At 70.9% G+C, this 23,869-nt stretch carries 24 protein-coding genes and 1 tRNA gene; 12 read left to right on the top strand and 13 right to left on the bottom strand.

The window, feature by feature from the left end; translation table 11 throughout:
* Positions 1–11: 11 nt before the first annotated feature.
* Positions 12–278, bottom strand: coding sequence for a hypothetical protein (locus ITJ68_RS13185; protein WP_194661711.1), 267 nt, complete (start codon positions 276–278; stop codon positions 12–14).
* A gap of 81 nt (positions 279–359) precedes the next feature.
* Here ITJ68_RS13185 and ITJ68_RS13180 point away from each other — a divergent pair, with 81 nt between their 5' ends.
* Complete coding sequence (locus ITJ68_RS13180; RefSeq protein ID WP_194661710.1) at positions 360–1,346, top strand: alpha/beta hydrolase; 987 nt, start codon at positions 360–362, stop codon at positions 1,344–1,346.
* On the opposite strand, the gene bla is transcribed toward ITJ68_RS13180, so the two are convergent.
* Both bla and ITJ68_RS13170 read right to left on the bottom strand, forming a co-directional pair.
* Positions 1,312–2,259 carry a class A beta-lactamase gene (gene bla, locus ITJ68_RS13175; protein ID WP_194661709.1) on the bottom strand — a complete coding sequence of 316 codons (948 nt, stop codon included), beginning with the start codon at positions 2,257–2,259 and terminating at the stop codon, positions 1,312–1,314. The two genes, ITJ68_RS13180 and bla, sit on opposite strands and share 35 nt — an antisense overlap.
* Before the next feature lie 174 nt (positions 2,260–2,433).
* Positions 2,434–3,915, bottom strand: coding sequence for a mannitol dehydrogenase family protein (locus ITJ68_RS13170; RefSeq protein ID WP_194661708.1), 1,482 nt, complete (start codon positions 3,913–3,915; stop codon positions 2,434–2,436).
* 136 nt (positions 3,916–4,051) lie between these two features.
* Between ITJ68_RS13170 and ITJ68_RS13165 the strand changes: the two genes are divergently transcribed.
* The 5 genes from ITJ68_RS13165 to ITJ68_RS13145 all read left to right on the top strand — a co-directional run bounded on the left by ITJ68_RS13165 (position 4,052) and on the right by ITJ68_RS13145 (position 9,531).
* Positions 4,052–4,693, top strand: coding sequence for a TetR/AcrR family transcriptional regulator (locus ITJ68_RS13165; protein WP_194661707.1), 642 nt, complete (start codon positions 4,052–4,054; stop codon positions 4,691–4,693).
* A 72-nt stretch (positions 4,694–4,765) separates the two neighbouring features.
* Positions 4,766–7,471: an MMPL family transporter gene (locus ITJ68_RS13160; RefSeq protein WP_194661706.1), complete on the top strand. Its 2,706-nt coding sequence runs from the start codon at positions 4,766–4,768 to the stop codon at positions 7,469–7,471.
* Between the two features lie 144 nt (positions 7,472–7,615).
* Positions 7,616–8,059: a MarR family winged helix-turn-helix transcriptional regulator gene (locus tag ITJ68_RS13155; protein WP_194661705.1), complete on the top strand. Its 444-nt coding sequence runs from the start codon at positions 7,616–7,618 to the stop codon at positions 8,057–8,059.
* Between the two features lie 45 nt (positions 8,060–8,104).
* Positions 8,105–8,317: a hypothetical protein gene (locus tag ITJ68_RS13150; RefSeq protein ID WP_071269526.1), complete on the top strand. Its 213-nt coding sequence runs from the start codon at positions 8,105–8,107 to the stop codon at positions 8,315–8,317.
* Positions 8,318–8,433: 116 nt separating this feature from the next.
* Complete coding sequence (locus ITJ68_RS13145) at positions 8,434–9,531, top strand: alkene reductase (protein WP_194661704.1); 1,098 nt, start codon at positions 8,434–8,436, stop codon at positions 9,529–9,531.
* Positions 9,532–9,993: 462 nt separating this feature from the next.
* On the opposite strand, the gene ITJ68_RS13140 is transcribed toward ITJ68_RS13145, so the two are convergent.
* Genes ITJ68_RS13140 through ITJ68_RS13130 form a run of 3 tightly spaced genes read right to left on the bottom strand, consistent with a single transcriptional unit; the run spans position 9,994 to position 11,899 of the window.
* Positions 9,994–10,701, bottom strand: a complete 708-nt coding sequence (locus tag ITJ68_RS13140) for an anti-sigma factor family protein (RefSeq protein ID WP_194661703.1) — start codon at positions 10,699–10,701, stop codon at positions 9,994–9,996.
* Positions 10,698–11,177, bottom strand: coding sequence for a sigma-70 family RNA polymerase sigma factor (locus tag ITJ68_RS13135; RefSeq protein WP_323743317.1), 480 nt, complete (start codon positions 11,175–11,177; stop codon positions 10,698–10,700). Before ITJ68_RS13135 ends, ITJ68_RS13140 begins: the two co-directional genes overlap by 4 nt.
* 32 nt (positions 11,178–11,209) lie before the next feature.
* Positions 11,210–11,899, bottom strand: coding sequence for a YceI family protein (locus ITJ68_RS13130; RefSeq protein WP_194661701.1), 690 nt, complete (start codon positions 11,897–11,899; stop codon positions 11,210–11,212).
* A gap of 128 nt (positions 11,900–12,027) precedes the next feature.
* On the opposite strand from ITJ68_RS13130, the gene ITJ68_RS19595 reads away from it, so the two are divergent.
* On the top strand, positions 12,028–12,636 hold the full coding sequence (locus ITJ68_RS19595) for a helix-turn-helix transcriptional regulator (RefSeq protein WP_194661700.1): 609 nt from the start codon (positions 12,028–12,030) through the stop codon (positions 12,634–12,636).
* Positions 12,637–12,701: 65 nt separating this feature from the next.
* Here the strand turns inward: ITJ68_RS19595 and ITJ68_RS13120 are convergent, their stop codons facing one another.
* From ITJ68_RS13120 to ITJ68_RS13110, 3 genes are all read right to left on the bottom strand, one after another.
* Positions 12,702–13,133 carry a YsnF/AvaK domain-containing protein gene (locus ITJ68_RS13120; protein WP_194661699.1) on the bottom strand — a complete coding sequence of 144 codons (432 nt, stop codon included), beginning with the start codon at positions 13,131–13,133 and terminating at the stop codon, positions 12,702–12,704.
* Positions 13,134–13,217: 84 nt separating this feature from the next.
* A complete protein-coding gene (locus ITJ68_RS13115; protein WP_194661698.1) occupies positions 13,218–13,988 on the bottom strand; it encodes a mechanosensitive ion channel family protein in 771 nt (256 codons plus the stop codon).
* A 130-nt stretch (positions 13,989–14,118) separates the two neighbouring features.
* Positions 14,119–15,000, bottom strand: a complete 882-nt coding sequence (locus ITJ68_RS13110) for a PRC and DUF2382 domain-containing protein (protein WP_194661697.1) — start codon at positions 14,998–15,000, stop codon at positions 14,119–14,121.
* A 264-nt stretch (positions 15,001–15,264) separates the two neighbouring features.
* Here ITJ68_RS13110 and ITJ68_RS13105 point away from each other — a divergent pair, with 264 nt between their 5' ends.
* The gene (locus ITJ68_RS13105; RefSeq protein ID WP_194661696.1) at positions 15,265–15,981 is read left to right on the top strand and encodes a TetR/AcrR family transcriptional regulator C-terminal domain-containing protein; all 717 of its coding nucleotides are present in this window, start codon (positions 15,265–15,267) and stop codon (positions 15,979–15,981) included.
* A gap of 39 nt (positions 15,982–16,020) precedes the next feature.
* On the top strand, positions 16,021–16,206 hold the full coding sequence (locus ITJ68_RS13100; protein ID WP_194661695.1) for a hypothetical protein: 186 nt from the start codon (positions 16,021–16,023) through the stop codon (positions 16,204–16,206).
* A 245-nt stretch (positions 16,207–16,451) separates the two neighbouring features.
* Here the strand turns inward: ITJ68_RS13100 and ITJ68_RS13095 are convergent, their stop codons facing one another.
* The 4 genes from ITJ68_RS13095 to ITJ68_RS13080 all read right to left on the bottom strand — a co-directional run bounded on the left by ITJ68_RS13095 (position 16,452) and on the right by ITJ68_RS13080 (position 19,762).
* Entirely contained in the window at positions 16,452–16,997 is a 546-nt protein-coding gene (locus tag ITJ68_RS13095; RefSeq protein ID WP_194661694.1) for a hypothetical protein, read from the bottom strand.
* A gap of 283 nt (positions 16,998–17,280) precedes the next feature.
* Positions 17,281–17,353 (bottom strand) — tRNA-Arg (locus tag ITJ68_RS13090).
* 106 nt (positions 17,354–17,459) lie between these two features.
* Entirely contained in the window at positions 17,460–18,245 is a 786-nt protein-coding gene (locus ITJ68_RS13085) for a dienelactone hydrolase family protein (RefSeq protein WP_194661693.1), read from the bottom strand.
* A 95-nt stretch (positions 18,246–18,340) separates the two neighbouring features.
* A complete protein-coding gene (locus ITJ68_RS13080) occupies positions 18,341–19,762 on the bottom strand; it encodes a glucose-6-phosphate dehydrogenase (RefSeq protein ID WP_194661692.1) in 1,422 nt (473 codons plus the stop codon).
* A gap of 79 nt (positions 19,763–19,841) precedes the next feature.
* Here ITJ68_RS13080 and ITJ68_RS13075 point away from each other — a divergent pair, with 79 nt between their 5' ends.
* From ITJ68_RS13075 to ITJ68_RS13065, 3 genes are all read left to right on the top strand, one after another.
* A complete protein-coding gene (locus ITJ68_RS13075) occupies positions 19,842–20,999 on the top strand; it encodes a Gfo/Idh/MocA family protein (RefSeq protein WP_194661691.1) in 1,158 nt (385 codons plus the stop codon).
* Complete coding sequence (locus ITJ68_RS13070; protein WP_194661690.1) at positions 20,996–21,922, top strand: sugar phosphate isomerase/epimerase family protein; 927 nt, start codon at positions 20,996–20,998, stop codon at positions 21,920–21,922. Before ITJ68_RS13075 ends, ITJ68_RS13070 begins: the two co-directional genes overlap by 4 nt.
* A gap of 73 nt (positions 21,923–21,995) precedes the next feature.
* A complete protein-coding gene (locus ITJ68_RS13065; protein WP_194661689.1) occupies positions 21,996–23,810 on the top strand; it encodes a thiamine pyrophosphate-requiring protein in 1,815 nt (604 codons plus the stop codon).
* Positions 23,811–23,869 lie beyond the last annotated feature (59 nt).

Here is a 23,869-nt window from a genome sequence, read left to right as displayed (position 1 = left end):
CTCCGCGGGGGTCAGGCGTCGAGCGGCAGCAGGGGTGCCCAGAAGGCGTCCGGGCCGTCACCCACGACGGCGTCGGACTCGAAGCGGAACCCGTAGCCGCGCACGAACTCGGCGGCCGCGGCGATCTCGCTCTGCGCGTCGTCCTGGTCGGCCTCGAAGAGGTACTCGCCGTGCCCCATGCGCACGCCGCTGTCGCTGATGACGCTGAGGTCCCAGCGTCCCTCCTCGGCGCGCTCGATGCGGACGACGGCGGCCTGTGCGGCGGTGAAGTCAGACATGACGACGAGCGTACGTGCGACCGCTGAGCGCTGCTCAGTGGAGCGTGTCCCTGGCGGTCGGTGTTCCTGTAGGAACGGAGCATGACGCGATCGGGCTGGGTCCAGGACGTCCTCGGTCCGTCGTACGAACGGCTGGAGCTGCCGCTCGGAGTGGATGCCGAGGGCCCCGTCGTCGCGACGCTCGTGCGGCGACGCCGGACGGCCGCCGATCTGCTGCACCAGCGCGGGCCGCTCCAGGGCACCGACGTGCTGTACGTGCACGGCTGGTCCGACTACTTCTTCCAGACCGAGCTCGCCGAGCGCGTCGAACGGCTCGGCGCCCGGTTCCACGCCCTCGACCTCCGGAAGTACGGCAGGAGCCTCCGGCCGGGACAGACCCCCGGTGGCGCCGACGACCTCGGGCTGTACGACGACGACATCCGCGCCGCACTCGACGCCATCGCCGCCGAGCACCACGGTCCGCGCCGGCGGCTGGTGCCCATGGGGCACTCGACGGGCGGGCTCACCCTCGCGCTCTGGGCGTCGCGGCACCAGGACCTCGTCGACGGCCTGGTGCTGAACAGCCCGTGGCTCGAGTTCCAGGGCGACGCGGTCGGTCGAACGCTGGTGGCGCCGCTCATCCGCCTCGGGGCGCGCCGCAACCCGCTCGCTCCGATCCCGGCCGTGGACCCGGGCTTCTCCACCCGGACGGTCTCGAGCACCGGCGAGGGCAGCTGGACCTACGACCAACACTGGCGTCCCGAGCGCGGCTTCCCGCTGCACCCCGGATGGCTGGCAGCGGTCTTCGCCGGACAGCACACCGTGGAGCGAGGGCTGGGCATGCCCTTCCCCGTCCTCGTCATGCTGAGCGACAAGAGCATGCTCCAGCCGCGGTGGAACGAGGGCATGGCCCACGCCGACGTCGCCCTGAACGTGGACGCCGTCGCACGGCGCGCACTGTCGCTGGGCGACGAGGTCACCGTCCGACGGCTGCGCGGTGCGCTGCACGACGTGGTGCTCTCCGAGCCGGCCGTCCGGGAACGCGCCTACGACGTCATCGGGCGCTGGGCGGCGGCCCTGCCGCGGTGACCGCCGCCCTGGTCGCTGCGGCCACCAGGGCGTCGTCCGGCTCCGCGTCGGCCGCGTCCTTGCTCGTCATCACGACCACGACGACGGGCGCGCCGCCCGGCGGGGTCACGACGCCGATGTCGTTGCGGACGCCGTACGAACCCGTCCCCGTCTTGTCCGCGACCGACCAGCCGGGATCGACCCCTGCCCGGATCGTCGCGTCCCCCGTGGTGTTGCCGAGCATTGCCTCGCGCACCATCCTCCGATCGGACGGATCGAGCGCCGATCCGAGGAGGACGTCCCGCAGGTCCGCAGCGAACTGCGCCGGCGTGGTGGTGTCTCGCGGGTCACCCGGGATGGCCTGGTTCAGGTCGGGCTCCACGCGGTCGACGTTCGTCGTCCGGTCGCCGAGGTCACGCAGGAACCGCTGCACCTCGCCCGGCCCACGGACGCGCTCCACGAGCAGGTTCGCCGCGGTGTTGTCGCTGGAGCGGAGCATCGCGTCCAGGAGCGCCCGCACGGTCATCCCGGTGTCGACGGACTGACTCGTCACGGGGGCGTGGGCCAGCAGGTCTGCTCGGTCGTAGTGCACGACGGTGTCGAGGTCGGCGTCCGAGGACCGTGCGAGCAGTGCCGCCGCGACGAAGACCTTGTTCGTCGAGGCGAAGGCGAACCGCTCCCCCGCACGCCAGACGACCTGCCTGCCGGTGCCGGTGTCGATCGCCACGACGCCGAGCCGTGCGGCGTGGTCGCGCTCGAGCGTGCGGAAGGCACGGTCGGCCTCGGGCGACGAGGTCGCGACGGACGTCGGCGTCGCGGGTGCAGCACTCGACGTGGTCGTCACGCCGGACGTCGGCGACACCGTCGGGGACGCTGTGGTCCCACTGCACCCGGCCAGCGCGAGGACCACGGCCGCAGCGGACGTCGTCGTCATCGATCGCATCCCGCCGTCCTCCCGCGCACCGTGTGCGCTGCTCCTCCCCGTGCGGGGTTGCCCACTCGGTGCGAGCCCGTCACGCCGCACGACGTGGACGACCTCGCACTGAGCACCGAGCACCGAGCACCGCCCGGGCCTCGCCGCACCGCGCCCCACGACGTGCAACCCGCGTCAACCGCGTGACAGCCGCTCCACCGTGGCGTGTGCACCGTCGCGGACGAGCCCGTCGAGGGCGTCGCGGTACGCCGCGACGAACCGCTCGTCGTCGACGAGGTCCCCGAACACCTGCCGGTTCGCGATGAAGGCCAGCGGGTCCTCCCGCTGGGTCAGGGCGATGCGGTTGAGGGACTCGGCCAGGCGGTCGACGATCTCGATGGGCTCTCCCGACTCGTCGGTGCCCTCGGCGTAGCGCGCCCAGGACGCGACGATCCCGGCCGACAGGGCGACAGGTCCGCCCGACCGGAGGTTCTCACGGACGACCGGCAGCAGCCACTTCGGGATCCGGTCGCTCGACTCGGCGCAGAGCCTGGCCAGCGTGTCGCGGACCTCGGGGTTCTGGAAGCGCTCGATGAGCGTCGCCTTGTAGTCCTCGAGGTCGATGCCCGGCACCGGCTGCAGCGTCGGGGTGGCCTCCTCGTCCATGTACCGCCGGAGGAACGTCGCGATCGCCGGGTCCTGGGTGGCCTCGTGGGCGTAGCGATGACCGGAGAGGTACCCGAAGTAGCACAGGCCCTGGTGCGAGGCGTTGAGGAGCCGCAGCTTCATCAGCTCGTACGGCTCGACGTCCGCGACGATCTGCACGTCGACGTCCTCGTACGCCGGGCGCCCGGCGGGGTGGTCGTCCTCGAGCACCCACTGAAAGAAGGGCTCGGCGACGACGGGCCAGGCGTCCTCGATGCCGAGGTCGTCGCGCACCGCTGCCCGGTCCTCGTCGGTGGTGACGGGGGTGATCCGGTCGACCATCGAGTTCGGGAAGGAGACGTGCTCGTCCATCCACTCCGCGAACCGCGGGTCCTGCAGGCGGGCGAAGGCGGTGAACATCGCCCGGGCGACGTGGCCGTTGCCTTGGATGTTGTCGCACGACATCACCGTGAAGGGCTCGAGACCCCGGTCGCGTCGCCGACGGAGGGCCGCCACCACGAGGCCGAAGACGGTGCGCGGCGGGGTGTCCCCGTCGACGTCCGCGACCACGCCGGGCTCGTCCTCGACGAACGCGCCGGTGACGTGGTCGAAGTTGTACCCGCCCTCGGTGATGGTCAGGCTGACGATCTTCGTCTCCGGCGACGCCATCTTCTCGACGACGGCGTCCGGGTCGTCCACGGCGAGCAGGTAGTCGACGATGCTGCCGATGACCCTGGCTTCGCGGGTGCCGTCCGGGTGCTTGAGGACGAGCGTGTAGAGCCCGTCCTGTGTCCGCATCGCCTCGGCCATGCGGCGGTCCTGCTCGAGGACGCCCACGCCGCAGATGCCGTACTCCCGGGCCTCACCGCGCTGCAGGAGCCGGTCGATGACCATCGCCTGGTGCGCCCGGTGGAACCCGCCGACGCCGAAGTGGACGATGCCGGCGGTGATCCCGGTGCGGTCGTAGGTCGGGACGGCGACCCCCGCCGCGGCGATCTCGTCGAGTGTGGCCGGGGACAGGGGGACGGACATCGGTACTCCTTCGTACGGGTCGGTCGGCCGGTGACGCTGGCCGTCCCGCCAGTCTTCCACCGGCTGCGGGGGACAAGACTGAGCGTCCGCTCCGCTTCGGTGCACTGAGTGCATCGTTGCACCTAGTGTTGCCTCCGTGACCCTGTCGATCGACCGTCGTGCTGCCCTCAAGGCGAAGCACCGTGCTGCGATCCTCCAGGCCGCGCGTGACCTCGTCGACGAGCGTGGCGGACGTGGGTTCAGCGTGGACGAGCTCGCCGCCCGCGCCGACGTCGCCCGTCGCACGGTGTTCAACCACTTCTCCTCCCTCGACGAGATCCTGCTCACCGTCTGCGAGGAGGTGCTGTCGGTGATCATCGACCGGTTCCTCGGCGACATCGCCAACACCCCGGTCGGGGACGGCTCCCGCTCCTCGATGTTCGACGAACTCGAGTCCGCGGCCCGCGGCGCCGACCTGGCGCCCGCCATCGCCCGGATGGCCACCATCCTCGGTGAACCGGACGAGGAGACCGACGCCAAGGCCGCGATCCTCACCCAGACGGCCTTCGCCCGGGTGACCGACCGCCTCCGTGTCGAGGTCATCCGACGCCACCCCGCCGCCGACGAACTCGATGCGGCACTGCTCGTCGACTCGCTCATGAGCGGCATCGTGGTCATCGCGGAACACTGGCTCACGACGACCGGGCCGCGACTCGACCAGGACGCCCTCGACGACTGGGACGCCCTGCTCGCACGGCTCGTGCACAGCGTCCGCAGCGGGTACCTGCCCGCGCACTGACATCACCTCCAGGGGTCCACCGGCGTACCCCACTCCGCACGCACCACCCACTACGAAAGGAACGGGGCACCCATGGCCGGTCTGCTCTACCGCCTCGGACGATTCGCCGCCCGACGGCACTGGCTCGTGATCATCGCCTGGATCGTCATCCTGGGGATCACGGGCGGCACCTACGCCCTGTTCGCGGGGACGATCTCCTCGTCGATCACGATCCCGAACACCAAGACCAGCCAGGTGCAGGACCAGCTCGCGGACAAGTTCCCGAGTGCCAACGGCGGGAACGGCACGATCGTCTTCGAGACGACCGACGGCAAGGCCTTCACCAGCGCGCAGAAGAGCGGGGTCGACGACTTCCTCACGGACCTCGAGGACCTCAACGGCGTCAAGGGTGCGACCTCGGGGTTCAGCACGCAGGACCGGCTCGACGACCAGCGCCAGAAGATCGTCGACGGTCGCAAGCAGATCAGCGACGGCCGCCAGCAGATCACGGACGGCCAGGCGCAGCTCGACGCCCAGAAGGCCCAGCTCGAGTCCGGCAAGCAGCAGATCGCCGACGCCCAGGCGAAGCTCGACGCCCAGAAGCAGCAGCTCTCCGCAGCGTCGGCCTCCGGTGCAGCGGCGACCGGCGCAGCAGCCTCCGGCGCAGCGGCACAGGCCCAGGCAGCGCAGGCTCAGGCAGCGCAGGCGCAGCTGGCGCAGGCCCAGGCGCAGATCGACGCCCAGCAGGCCCAGCTCACGTCCGGTGAGCAGCAGCTCACCGAGGCGCAGCAGAAGATCGACGACAACACCACCAAGCTCGACGACAACGCGAAGGAGCTGGAGCAGGGGTCCGACCTGCTCGACCTGTCCAAGGACATCCGCTTCGTCTCCTCGAACGGCAGCGCCGCGATCGGCACCGTGCAGTTCACCAAGTCGACGTACGAGGTCCCGCAGAGCACCAAGACCGCGATCTCCGACAAGGCCGAGGCGGCGAAGATCGACGGCGTCCGCGTGTACGTGTCGAACGACATCGCCCAGGGCGTCCCGTCGATCCTCGGTCCGGGTGAGATCGCCGGTGTGATCGTCGCCGCGATCGTGCTGTTCCTGATGCTCCGGACGCTCGTCGGTGCCGCGGTGCCGCTCGTCAGCGCCGTGCTCGGCATCGGGGTGGCGTCGCTCGCGGCCCTGTCGTTCTCCAGCCTCGTCGAGTTCATCTCGGTCACGCCGGTGCTGGGGGTGATGCTCGGCCTGGCGGTCGGCATCGACTACTCGCTGTTCATCCTGAACCGCCACCGCACCCAGCTGAAGCAGGGCATGGGCGTGCACGAGTCCATCGGGCTCGCCAACGGCACGTCCGGCAACGCCGTCGTGTTCGCCGGCGCGACGGTCATCGTCGCCCTGCTGGCGCTCAACATCACCGGCATCCCCTTCCTCGGCCTGATGGGCACGGTGGGCGCCGTCGCGGTGTTCTTCGCCATCCTCATCGCCACGTCCTTCACCCCGGCGCTGCTGTCGATCATCGGCATGCGGATCCTCCGGGGGAAGGAACGGACGCGGATCGGCAACACCGGTTCGACCCGCGTCCCGAACAAGCCCATGTCGACCTGGCGCGCGGTCATCACGCTCGTCGCCGGCGTCGCCGTGCTCGGCACGATCGCGCTGCCCGCGACGCAGATGCGCCTCGGACTGCCGTCGGGCTCGTCGGAGGCCGTCGACTCCAGCCAGTACAAGGCGTACAAGACGCTGAGCAAGGAGTTCGGCGCCGGGCAGAACGGCCCGCTGCTCGTCGTGGCCACCCTGCCGAAGGCGGTCAGCAAGGAGGACGTCACCGCGACCGAGGTCACCATCGGCCAGGCGATCGCGAAGAACGACGACGTCGACGCCGTGCTGCCGATCGGCGCCTCGAAGGCCCGCGACATCATCGCGTTCCAGGTGAAGCCGAACGGCGGCCCGGACAGCATCTCGACCGAGGACCTCGTCAAGGACCTCCGGACGCAGAACGTGACGGTCGACGACGGGAAGGCCACGCTCGGCGTCGCGGGCAACGCGTCCGCGAACATCGACGTGTCCGAGAAGCTCTCGAACGTGCTGCCGCTCTACCTGGCGGTGGTGGTCGGACTGTCGCTCATCATCCTGATCGTCGTGTTCCGCTCCTTCCTGGTCCCGATCACGGCCACGGCGGGCTTCATCCTGTCGGTGCTCGCGGCGTTCGGTGGCCTGACGGCGATCTACCAGTGGGGGTGGCTCGGCAGCGTCTTCGGCGTGCACGACCCCGCGCCGATCCTGAGCTTCCTGCCCATCATCGAGATCGGCATCCTGTTCGGCCTGGCGATGGACTACCAGCTGTTCCTGGTGTCGGGCATGCGCGAGGCGTACGCCCACGGTGCGAGCGCGAAGGTGGCAGTCCAGCGCGGTCTGCACGCCGGTCGAGCGGTGGTCACGGCAGCGGCGATCATCATGATCTCCGTGTTCGCCGGGTTCATCTTCTCGGACTCCTCCACGATCAAGCCGATCGGGTTCGGTCTGGCGTTCGGTGTGCTGGTCGACGCGTTCGTCGTCCGCATGCTGCTCATCCCGGCCGCGATGCACCTGCTCGGCACGAGCGCCTGGTGGTTCCCGAAGTGGCTCGACCGCATCGTGCCGGACGTCGACGTCGAGGGCGCCAAGCTCGAGCGGTCGCACCCGGGCGACGGACGCAGCGCCCAGGAGTCCACGCACACGGGCACCCACGCGCTGCCGGTGGAGCCGGACGCCAACCCGCACGACTCGGGCCACGTGCCCGCCCACCGCGCGGAGTAGCACCCGCCCACCCCGAGATCGCAGTCCGTGTCGCCTCCCCCGTTCCGGAGGCGACACGGACTGCGATCTCACGTGGTGGAGGCAGGCGGACGCGCGCGGACCCCGTGCCGCAGGTCCTTCGCGCACGAACGGTATCCTGGGTGCATGGCCTCCACTGAGCTCGACCCCCTCACCCTCGACCGGCAGCTGTGCTTCGCACTCGCCGCCACGAGCCGCAGCGTGATCGGGCTCTACCGCGACCTGCTCGACCCGCTCGGTCTGACACACCCGCAGTACCTCGTGATGCTGGCCCTGTGGGAGCAGGACCCCCGCTCCGTGCGCGCCATCGCGGACGAGCTCCGCCTCGACTCGGCGACGTTGAGCCCGCTGCTGAAGCGCCTCGAGGCCGCCGGGTACCTGCGCCGCACCCGCAGCGCCGCCGACGAACGGCAGCTCGAGGTGTCGCTGACCACGGCCGGACGAGCCCTCCGCGAGCGTGCCCGAGCCGTGCCCGTCGCGGTGGCCGACCGACTCGGGTGGCCGGTCGCCCGACTCGAGGCCCTCAAGGACGAACTCACCGCCCTGCTCGACGTCGTCGACACGGTCTAGATCGTTCGTGCGACAATGATGAGTGGACGAACGAAAGGCAGGACCATGGGACGCTTCAGCGGGTGGTACCAGCGGTGGAACACGACGCTCATCGAGAAGATGGGACCGTCGCAGATCGGCGCGGGGCATGACGAAGGTGTCGACGACCGCTCCGTCGACCGCGGATGCCCCATCTGCCACAAGCCCCTGTCGCGACACCAGGTGATCCGCCCCGAGGGCCAGGTCCGGTCCTCCACGCTCGTCTGCCCCCGCGACTGACGCCGACCGACGCCCCGGCCCGCGCGACGGACGCCGGCCGGCCCCCGCGACTGAGAAGAACCTCCGAGCGGCACGAGCTGTGGAATTGCACACGGCAACAGTGCGTTGACCCGCACGTGAAGCTCTTCGAACCCACCTCCTTCGGCGCCATGCGCCTGTCGAACCGCATCGTCATGGCCCCGCTCACGCGCACCCGTGCCGGCGAGCACGGCATCCCGAACGACCTGTTGGTCGAGCACTACCGTCAGCGCGCCGGCCTCGGCATGATCATCACCGAGGGCACCTGGCCCGTGCAGGAAGGCCGCTCCTACCCCGGCCAGCCCGGCATCGAGACCGACGAGCAGATCGCTGGCTGGCGCCGCGTGGCCGACGCCGTGCACGCCGAGGGCGGCACCATCGTGATGCAGCTCATGCACGGTGGTCGCGTCTCGCACCCCGACATCTCGCAGACCCCGCGCATCGTCGGCCCGAGCGCCGTCGCCGCCCCCGGTCAGACGCACCTCGCCGACGGGTCCAAGGCCGACATGCCGGTCCCCCACGAGCTGACCACCGACGAGGTCGCCGAGGTCGTCCAGCAGTTCGCGCAGTCCGCTCGCAACGCCATCGCCGCCGGGCTCGACGGCGTCGAGGTCCACGGCGCCAACGGCTACCTGGTCCACGAGTTCATGTCCCCGGTGTCGAACACCCGCACCGACCAGTACGGCGGCTCCCCCGAGAACCGTGCCCGCTTCGCGGTCGAGGTCGCCACGGCCGTCGCCGAGGCCGTCGGCGCCGACCGCACGGGCATCCGCCTGTCACCGGAGCACGGCATCCAGGGCGTCCTCGAGGACGACGCCGTCGAGACCCGCGCCGTCTACACCGCGATCGCCGAGGGCCTCGCGCCGCTCGGACTCGCCTTCATCGACGTCCTGCACGCCGACCCGACGGGCGACCTCGTGCAGCACGTCCGTCGCACCGCGGGCGCGCCGTTCATCGTGAACTCGGGCTTCTCCTCGCTCACCACGCGTGACGAGGCCGTCGTGCTGGTCGACACCGACCAGGCGGACGCGGTGGCCGTCGGCCGTGCCGCCATCGCGAACCCGGACCTCGCGTACCGCTGGGAGCAGGACACGGAGCTCAACGAGCCCCGCCCGGAGCTCTTCTACGGCCAGGGCGCCGAGGGCTACACCGACTACCCGACGCTGGCCGACGTGCGCGCGTCCTCCGTCGCGTAGTCAGCACCACGGACGAACGGGAGGCTCGGTGCCAGCTGGCACCGAGCCTCCCGTCGTTCGTCCGGTCGCCGAGTCCGCCGCCGTCCCGCCCGCACCGGCGGAAGCGACACGCGCCGTGCGGATGCGCCGCGCGCCCCTCCGCAGCGTGTCGCCCGATGCGCGCGCATCAACGGATGCACGACACTGACCCGGCGGTCGCAACCCGACCGGCAGCACGGCGCCGGGCCCGTGACCGGCGGACAGGAAGGCGCCTGCTGCCGCCGGTGGAAGCGACAGGCGCAGTGCGGATGCGCCGCGCGCCCCTCCGCAGCGTGTCGCCCGATGCGCGCGCATCGATGGAGGCACGACACCGGCCCGGCGGTCGCGACACGTCCGGCGGCGCGGCGTCGAACGGCGCCACGGACGAACGGGAGGCTCCCTGCCAGCTGGCAGGGAGCCTCCCGTCCGTAGGGGGTCGGCGAGTCAGAGGTCGACGCTGGCGAGCGTGAGCCCGCCGTCGTGCAGGCGGACCTGGACGCCGGAGATGTCGGCGCGCCGGATGTCCGTCGTCGCGGCCAGACCGCTGGCGTCCTCCCCCGCTGCCGCCCACGTGCCGACCGTCTGCGTCCTGCCGTCCGTCCGGACCACCACGAGGTCGTACATCACCGACCCGTCAGCGGCCCAGTCCTTGCCGCCGTAGGAGCAGCCCCAGTCGAAGCGGGTGCCCCACGAGGCGTCCTGCACGGTGAGGTCCACCGTGAAGCCCTGTCGACCCGACATCGCGTACCGGTCGGCCCCGGGACCGGCGGTCGTGGTCGGTCCGGCCTGCACGGAGCCGCGGTCGGCCGCGGTCCCGACGGCGAGACCCCCCAGCACGGCGACCACGACGGCGAGGCCGGCCGTGGCGGCGACCCACACCCGACGACGGCGCCGACGGTGGCGGACGCGGTGCGCGACGGCGGCGAGGGTGCTCTCGGAGGCCGGGACGAGCCTCCAGTCCGTGTCCGCGATCTCGACCGCCTGGTCAGCGGGGAGCTTCCCGAGCAGTCCGGGCAACCCGGCGAGCTCGGCGACGGCGTCCGCACAGCGGTCGCACGTGGCGAGGTGCCGTTCGTACTCGAGCCGCTCGTCCTGCGGCAGCGCGCCGAGCACGTACGCGGCGTCCCACTCGGTGTACCGGTCCTCGTTCATCGGGTCACGCCTCGTTCCTGCAGTGCGAGCCGGAGGGCCCGGAGCCCGTAGTGCAGGCGCGACTTCGCGGTGCCCTCGGGGATGTCGTTCCGCCTGGCGATCTCCGGGACGGTGTGGCCGAGCCAGTAGGCGTCGACCACGACCCGCTGGTGTTCCGGCGACAGGGTCGTGAGCGCGTCGGCGACCACGATGCGGTCGAGGACGGCGTCGGTGCGGTCGGCCTCGACGCGGTCCACGGGGTCGTCGCTGCCGTGCTCCCGCCGGTTCCTGGCGGAGCGGGCGTCGTCGACGACCAGGTTCCGCGCCACGGTGAACAGCCACGCGCGGACGCTGTCCGGCGACCGTTCGAGCACGGCCGGGCGCTGCCAGGCGCGCACCATCGTCTCCTGGACGACGTCGTCGACGGTCGAGCCGTCCCGCGTCAGGTGCCGGACGTACCGGGTGAGCGCGTCGCCGTGCTCACGGTGGAGCGTCACGAGCAGTTCGTCCGCGGACCGGCTCGCCACGGTCACCGTGCCAGGTCGAGGGAGAACTCCACGGAGCCCTTCCCGTCCACGGTCACGAAGCCGAGCGAGGGAGCCGTCACGCCGTAGTCGGCGAAGGTGACCGGCACGGAGCCCGCGACCTGCACGGTGCCGTCCTCGCCGACGGCGACCTGGGCGTCGGCGGTCACCGGCTTCTCGACCCCGTGCAGGTCCATCGTCCCGGTCAGGGAGACGTCCTGCGTCGTCCCGGCGAGCGCCTGCGACACGTCGACCGGCTTCGTCACGGTGAAGGTGGCGGTCGGGAACTGGTCCGTCTCGAGGGCCTTCGAACGGAAGTAGGCGTCGCGGGCTGCCTCGGGCGTGCTGATCTTCGCCACCTGGACGGTCACGGTGGCCTTCCGGAGCTGCCCGCCGTCGACCGTGGCGTCCGCCTCCACCTGCTTCGTCCGTCCGACCACGTCGACATCCTGGCCCTGCAGGACCTCGTGCACCCGGTAGCCGGCGTACGACGTGTCGCGGCTGGTCCAGGTGCCGTCCGCGTCGGAGGCGTCGAGGGTGGCGGACGAGCTCGGCGCGAGGCTCGGTGCGGCGGCGGCCTCCCCGTTGACGACGTTGGCGTAGATGAGCGGGCCGCCGATCAGGGCGGCGGCGCCGACCACGACGACGCCGGTGGTGATGCCGATGATGACCTTGGTGCGAGTTCGGAGTCCCATACCTGGACGACGAGACAGGGCGGCGGATCGTTCAAGGGCGTCGGCACACAGACAACCGAGGTAGCGTGCGCAGGCAACGTCGTTGCTGGTCCCGCCTTCACGCATCTCTGCGGCGCCTCTCCCCCCTGGTGCGTAGAGGCGACAGCATCACCACAGAGCGCGACACCGAATCCCGTCCGACCGAGGACGACGTCGTCCTGACGCAGTACTGGGCGCACGTCACAGCACACGTCCGGTTCATCCTCGACACCCACCCCGTCGGCAGCACGGACGACGTCCGGAGGATCGCCACGCGGTACCTGGAGTCCGCGGCGAAGGTCGTCCCCGCCGGCCTCCGGCGCGACGTCGACGAGCACGAGGCGCCGCGCACGGTCGGCCGGGCCGTCACGTTCATCCGAGCCAACCTGCTCCAGCACGTCACGGCCGTCGACATCGCCGCGGCTGCCGGCACCTCGCCGCGTGCGCTCCAGCTCGCGTTCCGCCGCGCACTCGACCTGACGCCGATGGAGTACGTGCGTGACGCGCGGCTCACCGCGGCCCACGCGGAGCTCCTGGTCGACGGCCACACGTCGATCGGGCAGATCGCGCTGAAGTGGGGGTTCTCGAACCAGGGTCGGTTCGCGGCGGCCTACCGCCAGCGGTACGGCGAGACGCCCATCCAGACTCGTGGTCGCCTCGACCACACCCAGGACGGAGGCTCGGACGCTCGGAGGCCGCGTCCGACACGGAGGCGCTGACGGCCTGACCGGTCTGCCGCGTCATTCGGCCTGACGGCCGGTCGCTGGTGCCGGGCGTCGCTGGCTCAGCGGCGTGTGTCGGGGTCCCGCGTGCTGTCCTCGTCGACGGTGACCTCCTCGTGCCGGAGCACCGCGTCGACCGGGTGGTCCTCGGTGACGGTGTGGACCGTGAGCGTCACGCGCTCGACCGGCACGATCCGCTTGGACACGACGACCTGCTCCTCGTGCAGGACCACCACGACCGGTTCCCGGGCCGGCGCCGGGCTGTCCGCGGGCAGGGCGGGACCGTCGGCGAGGGGTTCGCGGACGAGCCGGACCTCCTCGCGGCGGACGTCGACGGTGATCGTCCGCTGCTCGGTGACGATGAAGCGTTCGAGCCGGACCCGCTCGGTGGCGTGCACCTCGGTGCCGACGAGGAGGCGTTCCTCGTGGCGGACCACGGTGGCCTCCTGGTCGTCGTCACCGGGGGCGGGCTGCGGGACGTGGTGGTCGGTCATGGTTGCTCCGATGCGCGGCGGGGTGGTGCGGGGACGCGCGACGGCCCCGCTCGTGGGAGCGGGGCCGTGGCACGGGTGTGCTGGTCAGCGGGCGCGGTGGGCGCTGCTGGTCGACGACTGACCGGCCTGCTTGGCCGTGGCAGCAGCCTGCTTGGCCTGCTCGGCGACGGACGGCGCGTTCTGCGCGTGCTGCTGGATCTTCGGCGCCTCGGCCTCGGCCTTCGTCAGGATGGACTCCCAGCGCTGCTGCATCGGCTTGATGAGCCCGCCACCGGCACCGACGATGATGACGCCGGCGACGATCGCGAGGACCGCGATGAGGATCGGGGTCGTGACCGTCGTGGCGATGCCGACCTGGTTCAGCGCGGCGGTGGCCCCGAGGAACAGGATGAAGACGGCGGCGACGTTGGCGAGGACCTTGCCGTAGGACAGGCCGCCGAGGGTGTTCTGGATCAGGCCCTTCACGCCGGCGGCGATCGCGGCGGCGATCACGATGATGATGATCGCGACGATGATCTTCGGCAGGAAGCCGATGATGCCCGCGAGCAGGTCGCTGACCGGGTTCCGTCCGAAGACACCGAACGCGAACTGGAGCACGAACAGCACCAGCGTGTAGTAGATGATCTTCGACACGATGTCGGAGGCGTCGAGCTTGGAGTTCGCGAGTGCCTTCTTGATGCCGCCGCGCTCGACGGCGCGGTCGAAGCCGACCTTCGTCAGCAGGCGCGACAGGCCCTTCTCGATGAGCTTCGCGACGATCAGGCCGACGACGAGGATGAGCAGGAACAGGAGTGCGAGCGGGACGAACGCGATGACCGCGGCGAGTCCGTTCTGCAGGGCAGCGGGGAAGTTCATGGGGATGGCCTCTCGGGCGCAGGGCGCATGGCGCGGGGCGTCGCGTGCGGGTGCAGCGAACGGGTGGTGCAGCGTGCAGGGAGGCGGGCGACCGGCCGGAGGGTGCGGGCCGGTCGCCCGCGGTCAGTGCCTAGGAGCGGGCGTCACGGTCGACGGCCGAGGTGTCGGTCGTCGTCGTGCCGTCGGTGCCGGGCTCGACGAGCTCGATCTCCTCGTGCGCGACGTCCTCGTTCACCGTCTGCTGCTCGGTGACGGTCTCGGTGCCGAGGCTGACGCGCTCGACGGGGACGGTCTCCTTCGCGGTCACGACGCGCTCCTCGGTGAGGACGACCTCGTGCTCCTCCTCGCTGAGGTCCGGACCGGCGAGGGCGTCGGCCGCGTTGGCGTCGGTGATCGGCTCGCGGGAGAGCGTGACCTCCTCGTGGCTGACCGGGACGTTCGTGGTGACGTTCTCGGTGACGATGTGCTTCCGCAGGCGTGCGCGGCCGGCCTCGACGCGCTCGGTGCCGACGTGGAGACGCTCCTCGGAGCGGGTCATCGCGTCGTCGGTGGTCGGGCCGGACGTGTCGTGGCCCTGGGTGCCGTGCTCGTTCGTGCCGTGGGCGTCCGTGCCGTGGTCGCCCACGCGCTCGGCGTCCACGCCGCGGTCGGCGTCCTGGTCGTAGAGCGGGGACTCGGTCGGGGCGCCGTGGGTGGCGACGTCGCCGTTGCCGTAGTACGAGTACAGCGCCTGCTCCTCGGACGGGTCGAGCTCCCCGTCGGCGTCGACGCGGGGCGCGTCCTTGACGAAGGCCTTGTCGTGCGTGACGTGCACGGCGCTGCCGTCGAAGGTCGCGTCGTCGAGCGGCGCGAAGGACTCCGAGGTGCCGAACAGGCCGGTGCGGATGGTGACCCAGGTCGGGGCCTGGGTGTCGTTGTCGACGTAGACCTGTCCGACGGTGCCGATCTTGGCGTCGTCGCTGCCGTACACGTCGGCGCCGACGAGCTGGTTGACGGTGCTGCTGTCGATCATGGTGGTGCTCCTTTTCCCCGGCGTGGTCGACCGGGTTCGGTGTGAGGAGAGACGAGGCGGTTGCTCGGGTGGAGCTCGATGGCGCTGTGGGGCAGAGAACACGGACGGGTCCCGCGTGCCGGCACAGGTGCCGCCTCGGTTGACTTACGGTGTAAGCCGGTTCGGAGCTTACAACGTAAGTCGGGCTATCGTGAAGGACTGCGCCCGGCGGACTTCCGGAACGCGCATCGCGGCCGGTGGACGGCAGATCTGTGAGGAACTCCCGTGGCGGAACGCACGAAGGCGAACCGGGCCGGAGCCACCGGTCCCCGACTCAGCCGCGAGCTCATCATCGCGGCGGCGCTGAGCCAGATCGACGAGTCCGGTCCCTCGGGACTGTCGATGCGGTCCCTCGCGCAGGAGCTCGGCGTCGAGGCCATGTCGCTCTACCGGTACGTGCACGGCAAGGAGGACCTGCTCGAGGGCGTCGTCGCCTCGCTCATGAGCGAGCTCACCGCGCAGCTCGACGAGGCCGAGGGCGACCACTGGCAGGCGTTCCTGCAGACCGTCGCCCACGAGGTCCGCCGCATCGCCACCGATCACCCGAAGGCCTTCCCGCTCGTGGCGACCCGCCACCCCGCCGCCCCGTGGCTCCGTCCGCCACTCCGGAGCGTCGAGGTCGTCAACACCTTCCTCACTGCGCTGACCGAGGCCGGGTTCTCGGACCCCCAGGCGGTCAACGCCTACCGCGCGTTCAGCAGCTTCCTGCTCGGCCAGCTCCTGCTGCAGTCCGTGGTCCGCGGCGCCGAGGCCGGGCCGGCCGAGGAACCCCTCGACGAGGGCGGCGCCGACGTCCCCCAGGGCGACGGCAGCATGTCCCTCGACGTCGCCCCCGAGGTCCGGCGACTCCGCACCCTGCTCAGCGAGGACCGCAGCGACGAGGAGTTCGAGGTCTCGCTCGAGGCCCTGCTCGACCGCCTCGACCGCGACGTCTCCCAGTAGCTGCGACCCCTCCGTGCGGGTGCGCGTAGCGTCCGGGCCATGAGCGACGACACCACAGGACAGTCAGCACCCGACGGCTCGACCGACGTCAGCGACGAGGAGCGTCAGCGCACCGCCGACCTCGGCGACGGATCGAGCACCGGCAACGCGACCGAGGACCCGCACCAGGACAGCGACGTGGACTCCGGCGGCGAGCCTGCCGCGCCGGAGAACGACCAGGCCTGAGCCGGTCCGACGACCAGCGGAACGACGAAGGGCCCCGGCGATGCCGGGGCCCTTCGTCTGTTCGGTTCCTCGGGTCCGACTACGGACCGGCCATTCGGTGCGACGGGGCCTCGATGATGCCGGAACAGATCTCCTCGCCGTATCGACGTCCGAAGACTGACCTGAATCGGACCACGAAGTGCCATTGAGAGCCCCCACCGCCTTCCGCCTCTGGAACGTGGTGGGGCCTTCTCTTCCTTCCGGCTTCAGCCAGAAGTTGTCGAGAATGTCGCCGACGAATGCAAGTCGTAGTCGACAGCGAACTGCATGGTCAGGTCAGCTGGGTCTGCGACGCTGAACGCGATCGGGAACGAAACGTCCTGGTTCGGAAGCAATGGCGTCCCCGGGGCGGTGTTGATCCCGCCATCGCTGTCGAAGATCGACGAAGCAGCCTTTCCTCCCGATGTCAACTGGGCGTAGTACACCGGGCTCTGAATCGTCTTCGTACTGCCGTTGTGCACGGTCACGTTGAACTTCAGATTCGTGGCCTGGTCAGCACCGGCCGCGTACTCGCCGGGGGTGAAGTTCTCCGGGGCGCTGATAGCAAGCGTGACACCGTCGTCGTAGGTGCCAGTCTCGCCGAACTTGAAGACCTTCGGGTTCTCCGGATCTGCGGTGGGCGTTGGAGACGGTTTCGTCGTTTCAGCGCTTGTCGAGGTCTTGTCGACCGCCTTTGCGGGCAAGTTCGTGGAACAGCCGGCGACGGTTAGCAGGATGCTCGCGGCGGCGAGGACGGGCAGGAGATTGCGCATGGGGGTGTCTTCCTGTGAATGCTGTGGGCCTGAGCAGCCTAGGGATCAGCAGACATCGTGAACAGATCTCACCTAGTAGTCGGCGGGATCGCGCAATTTCCGGCCACCTTCGTGAGACAAACCCGCGCTTAAGCCAGACGTGGTGTCCGTAGCATCCAGGGCCACCCAGACCTTCGCCGTTCCGGCAGTGATCACTAGGCGTGTGCTTCAACGCAAAACGCCCCGGGCCAAAGGCGCCGGGGCGGAATGCTGTTCGGTGTTCTTGCTGGACGTACCAGCCCCGTGCGCTCGAAGGGACTCGAACCCCCAACCTTCTGATCCGTAGTCAGATGCTCTATCCATTGAGCTACGAGCGCATGGCTGCCGAAGCGGCCGTGGAAGACTCTACAACAGGTGCGGCCCCCACGCCAATCGAGCCGGGCTCGACGCCGAGGTCGGCGTGTCGCCCGGCTCGGAGACCGGTCAGACGGTGGCGAGCTCCTCGCCGAACACCTCGGCCAGGAACACCTGGAGCGCCTGCCACGAGCGGCGGTCGGCGCGCTCCTGGTACTGCGCACCGTGGTCCGGAGCGTCGGTCCCGGGGACGGCGAAGGCGTGCATCGCTCCGGCGTACGTGAGGACCTGCCAGTCGACCTCGGGCGCCCCGCGCATCTCGTCCTGCCACGCGTGGACGGTCTCGTCCGGGACGACGGGGTCGGCTGCACCGGTGAGCACGAGCAGCTTCGTGCGGATCTGGGCCGCGTCGGAGGGGTCGTGCGCGATCAGGCCGCCGTGGAACGACACCGCACCGGCCAGGTCGGCACCGGTGCGGGCGAGCTCGAGCGCCGCGGAACCACCGAAGCAGTAGCCCATCACGACGATCCGGGAGTGGTCGACGTCGGGGTCCTCGCGGAGCCGGTCGAGGCCCGCCTGCACCCGCGCCCGCATGAGCGGCAGGTCCTGGTAGAACGACCCGGCGACCTCGGCAGCGGTGTCGTCGCCGGGGCGGACGCCCTCGCCGTAGACGTCGGCGCCGAAGGCCACGTAGCCCAGGCGCGCGAGCATCGTGACGCGGGCCTCGACGTGCTGGTTCACCCCGTGCCAGTCGTGGATGACGAGCACGGCCGGGCGGGGGCCGGACACGGCGTGGTCCTTCGCGAGGACGCTGGCGAGGGTCGTCCCCTCGTGGTCGTAGCGGACGGGCTCGACACGGATGTCGGCTCCGGCGGGTTCGGGAACGGTGGCGAGGACGTCGTCGGTCGTGGTCATGCCACGGACGCTACGCGCCGCCGCCACGGTGCCAGCCGAGCGGAGGAGCGCCCACGGCACCAGCCGAGCGCGGGCGGCCTCCACCGCCCGAGCCCTCAGCAGTCGATGTTGTCCCAGCCCTCGGGACCCTCGGACCCGGCGGCGTAGTCGTCCAGCGGCGTCGTGCCGGCCTTCCACGCCGTGACGAAGGGCTCGACGACCTTCCAGCCCTGCACCGCGCTGTCCCCGCGGACGGAGAGCGTCGCGTCGCCCTCGAGCACGCCGGCGAGGACCTCGCCGTAGGCGCTGAGCCGGCCGGGGTTGAACGTCGTTTCGAGCACGGTGTGGTCGATCGTGTACGGGTCGCCGGGGCCGTTGACGTTGAGCTCGAGGTCCATCTTGTCCGGGGCGATCCAGATGCGGAGCCGATCGGGTCGCTGCACCCCGGTCAGCCCGTCGGGCACGTGCGGGGAGTCCTTGAACGTGATGACGATCTCACGGCGCTGGGCACCGAGGGCCTTGCCGGACCGCAGGGTGAAGGGCACGCCGGCCCAGCGCCAGTTCGCGATCTCGAGCTGGATCTGCGCGAGGGTCTCGGTGCCGATCGACGGGTCGACGCCGTCCTCGTCGACGTAGGACGGCAGCTGCCGGTCGCCCACGGTCCCCGCCGTGTACCGCGCCCGGCGCCCGGCGGTGAGCGGGTCGCCGCCCCAGGGCCGCACGGCGCGGAGCACGAGTTCCTTCTGCGTGCGGAGGTCGTCGGCGTCGATCGAGGCGGGGGCCTCCATCGCCACGACGGCCATGACCTGCAGCAGGTGGCTCTGGATCATGTCGACCAGGGCGCCGGCCTTGTCGTAGTAGCGCGCACGGCCTTCGAGCCCGAGGGTCTCGTCGTAGACGATGTCGACGCGCTCGACGTGCACGGACGACAGCAGCGGCTCGATGATGCGGTTCGCGAAGCGCAGGCCGAGCAGGTTCAGCACGGTTGACCGGCCGAGGAAGTGGTCGACGCGGTGGATGCGGGACTCGGGCAGGAACGAGTGCAGCAGGTCGTTGAGGTGCTCGGCGCTCTCGGCGTCGGTGCCGAAGGGCTTCTCGAGCGCCAGGCGGGTGCCGGCCGGCAGGTCGAGGTCCTTGAGGACGGCGCAGCTCTTCTCGGTGACGGCCGGCGGCAGTGCGAAGTAGACGGCCGGGTCGTGGTGGCAGTCCGCGAGCAGGGCCTTCAGGTCGTCGGCGCTGGTGACGTCGGCCTTGCGGTAGCTCGAGGCGTCGACGACGTCCTGCAGCCGCTTCGAAAGGGTCGCGGTGCCGGATGCGCCCTCGTCCTCCTCGTTCTTCGACGCCTGTGCGTCTTCGAACGCGTCGTGGACGAGTCGCTTCCAGTCGGCGTCCGCGATGTCCTCCACGCCGGCCCCGACGAGCTGGATGTCCCAGTCCTCCTTGACCTCCAGCAGGGTCGCGAGGCCCGGCAGCAGCAGTCGCTTGGACAGGTCCCCGCTCGCGCCGAGGATGAGCAGTGTGGTCTGGAGGCTCGCCATGCCCCAGACCGTACCCACCGGTTCCGGTGCGTGGTCGGCTGGTTCCAATACTGTGGGCGCGACGGCGCGAGGGAGCCCCATGACGAATGACGAGACCGGACGACGCCTGCGCGTGGTCGTCGTGGGCACCGGGATGATCGCCGCGGTGCACGTGCGCGCCGCCAGGGCCGCCGGGGCCGAGGTGCTCGGGGTCCTCGGCCGGAACCCGGAGCGGTCCGTGCAGGTCGCGGCGCAGCTCGACGTCCCGACCGGCTACGCGTCCCTCGACGACGTGATCGCGGACCGGCCCGACGTCGTGCACGTGTGCACGCCGAACGACCAGCACCACCCCCAGGCGCTCGCGGTCATCCGCGCCGGCATCAACGTCGTGTGTGAGAAGCCCCTCGCGGTGTCGAGCGAGCAGGCCCTCGAACTCGAACACGCTGCGCGCACGGCCGGGGTCGTCGCGACGGTGCCGTTCGTCTACCGCTTCCACCCGATGGTGCGTGAGGTCCGGGCGAAGATCGCCGACGGTGACCTCGGCCGCGTGCTCGCGGTGCACGGCCACTACCTGCAGGACTGGATGCTCGACGAGGACTCGTCCTCGTGGCGGGTCGACGCCGGCGCCGGCGGGATGTCGCGGGCGTTCGCCGACATCGGGTCGCACTGGTGCGACCTGGTCGAGTTCGTCACCGGCGAGCGCTTCGCGTCCGTCAGCGCCGTCACCGACATCGTCTTCCCGACCCGACCGGCCGCGTCGGGGCCGTCCTTCTCCGGCTCCCCCGCCCCGGACCCGATCGCCGACGCCAGCACCCGCGCCGAGGTCACGACCGAGGACACCGCCGTCGCCACCTTCCGCACCGGGACCGGTCGCATCGGCAACGTCGTGATCTCGCAGGTGTCCGCGGGCCGGAAGAACCGGCTGTGGTTCGAGGTGGACGGCACCCGCGGCTCGGCGGCGTTCGACCAGGAGGCCCCCGAGTCCGCCTGGTTCGGCAACGAGCGCGGTGCGCAGATCCTGGTCCGCGACCCGTCGCAGGGGTCCGTCGACCAGCGCCGTCTGGCGGTCGTGCCGTCCGGACACCCGCAGGGCTACCTGGACGCCTTCGCCGCGTTCGTCGCCGACACGTACACCGCGGTCCGCACCGGCGTGGCCCCCGACGGGCTGCCGACGTTCGCCGACGGGGCACGGTCCGCGCAGATCATCGACGCCGTCGTCGCCAGCGCCGGCGACGACACCTGGAAGGAGATCGCATGAAGCTCGGGATGCTGACCGCGTGCCTGCCCGGCTGGTCGCTCGACCGGATCGCGGACTTCGCCCAGGGACAGGGCTACGAACGCCTCGAGGTCGCGGTCTGGCCCGGCACCGGCGGCCGGGACTTCGAGGCGGCACACCTGCCCGTCGCGACCCTCACCGACGAGGACGCGGCCGCGACCCGGGAGCTGCTCGACCGCACCGGGCTCGAGATCAGCGCCCTCGCCTACTACGAGAACAACCTGCACCAGGACCCCGCCCGTCGCGACGAGATCCGCACGCACCTCAAGCACGCCGTCGACGCGGCGCAGACGCTCGGTGTGCCGTACGTCGGCACGTTCATCGGCCGCGACATGACGAAGTCGGTGCGCGAGAACATGGCCGAGGGCGACCGCGTCCTGCCGGAGCTCGTGGACTACGCCGGCGAGCGCGGCGTGCAGCTCATCATCGAGAACTGCGTGATGGAGGGCTGGCACCCCGACGGCTACCCCGGCAACATCGCCTACTCCCCCGAGCTCTGGGGCTGGGTGACGGGGCTCGGCTTCGGTCTGAACTGGGACCCGTCCCACCTGACGTGGATCGGCATCGACCCCGTCGAGACGATCCTGCCGTTCGCCGAGCACATCGTGCACGCGCAGGCGAAGGACCTCGAGCTCTTCCCCGAGCGACGGAACGCGTACGGCTTCTTCGGCAAGGTGGACAAGGGCGACGACCCCTGGGACATGGGCTGGTGGCGGTTCCGCGTGCCGGGTCGCGGGGTCGTCGACTGGCCGCACGTGGTGGACCGACTGTACGAGGCCGGCTTCACCGGCACCCTCTCGGTCGAGCACGAGGACCCGCTCTGGGGCGGCACGGACGAGAAGGTCCTCGAGGGCCTGCGCATCGCGCACCGCACCCTCCGTCCGCTGATCGCGGAAGACGACTGACTGGAGGCTCGGATCTGCCGGAGGACTGCGATCCCTGGGAGCCGGTCCGCGCGCTCCCGCGCACGCTGGGTGCATGGGACAGACCGTCAGCGACTTCGTCATCGACCGCATCAAGACGTGGGGCGTCTCGCGCGTCTTCGGGTACCCGGGCGACGGGATCGGCGCCTTCGACGGCGCCCTGGGCAAGGCCGCCGGGAAGGGCGAGGGGCTGGAGTACGTCCGGCCCACGCACGAGGAGATCGCCGCGCTGATGGCGACCGCGCACGCCAAGTTCACCGGCGAGGTCGGGGTCTGTGTCGCGACGTCGAGCCCGGGCGCCTTCCACCTGCTGAACGGGCTCTACGACGCGCAGATGGACAACCAGCCCGTCGTGGCGATCGTCGGCCAGCAGGGGCTCGCGTCGATCGGGTCGTTCACGCAGCAGGAATCGAACCTGGAGCGGGTCTTCGCCGACGTCGCCTGCTACGTGCAGACCGTCGCCACCCCGGAGGCCGTCGGGGTCGTCCTCGACACCGCGTTCCGCACCGCGTCGCTCCGGAAGCAACCGGCCGTGGTGATCCTGCCCCACGACGTGCAGGCGATGTCGTACGACGCCCCGCCGCTCGAGCACTGGGCGTCGCGGTCGAGTGACGTGCCGGCCTCCACGCGGATCACGCCGCCCGCCGACGAGATCCAGAAGATGGCGGACATCATCAACGCCGGGTCGAAGGTGACGTTCCTGGTCGGTGCCGGTGCCCGCGGTGCCACGGACCAGGTGCTCGCCGCCGCCGAGAAGGTCGGCGCCGGCATCATCACGGCGCTCCGCGGCAAGGACGTGATCCCGTCCGACGTGCCGTACCACTCGCAGCAGCTCGGCCTGCTCGGGTCGCTGCCGTCGCTCCACCAGATCCGCGACTGCGACACGCTCGTGCTGCTCGGGACGAACTACCCCTACGGCGAGTACATGCCGAAGAGCGGGCAGGCGCGCGGCATCCAGGTCGACATCAAGCCGGAGCAGCTCGGCCTGCGCTACCCGACCGAGCTGAACCTGTGGGGCGACGTCGGGTCGACGCTCGACGCGGTGCTGCCGCTGCTCGAGCAGACGGACGACACCGCGTTCCAGGACACCGTCGCGTCGGAGATGCGCGAGTGGGAGTCCGAGATGCGGGCGCAGGCCGAGGTCGAGTACTCCGACGGCGTGAACCCGCGCCGGGTCATCCAGGCGGTGAACGACCGACTGCCCGAGGGCGTGACCGTCACCGCGGACGCCGGCACCACGGCGGACTGGTACGGCCACCACATCCGGCTGCGGAAGGGCATGCGCGGCGACATGTCCGGACGCCTGGCGACGATGCTCGCGGCGATGCCGTACGCCGTCGCCGCGAAGTTCGCGTTCCCCGACCGTCCCGCCGTCTGCACGATCGGCGACGGCGCGTTCCAGATGCTCGGCATGAACGAGCTCATCACCGTGAAGAAGTACATGGCAGCCTGGCCGAACCAGCAGCTCGTCGTCGTGGTCATGCACAACGACGACCTCGGGCAGGTCTCGTGGGAGATGCGCACCGAGGACGGCAACCCGATGTGGCCCGGGTCGCAGGACGTCGAGACGATGGACTACGCCGGGTACGCCACGCTGCTCGGCTTCCAGGGCATCGCGGTGCACGAGGACTCCGAGGTGGACGCCGCCGTCGAGCGCGCCTTCGCGCACCAGGGCGTGACCCTCATCGACGCGTACGTCAGCCGGAACGTGCCGCCGCTGCCGCCCCACATCACCAAGGAGTACGCGATCAACACGGCGAAGAGCCTGCTGAAGGGCGACCCGGTGGAGCTCGGCGTGGTCAAGGACTCGGCGAAGGCGATGGCGGCCGAGGTCACGGAGCGGGTGAAGGGAGCGCTCGGGCGGGACTGACGCCGTCGGGGGTGGCGCTGCCGGCCGCTGTGTGAACACCGTGTGACGGTCGCGAGGAC

Source organism: Curtobacterium sp. VKM Ac-1395 (assembly GCF_015350975.1).
Lineage (GTDB): Bacteria > Actinomycetota > Actinomycetes > Actinomycetales > Microbacteriaceae > Curtobacterium.
This window is presented reverse-complemented; position numbering and strand designations above follow the sequence as displayed.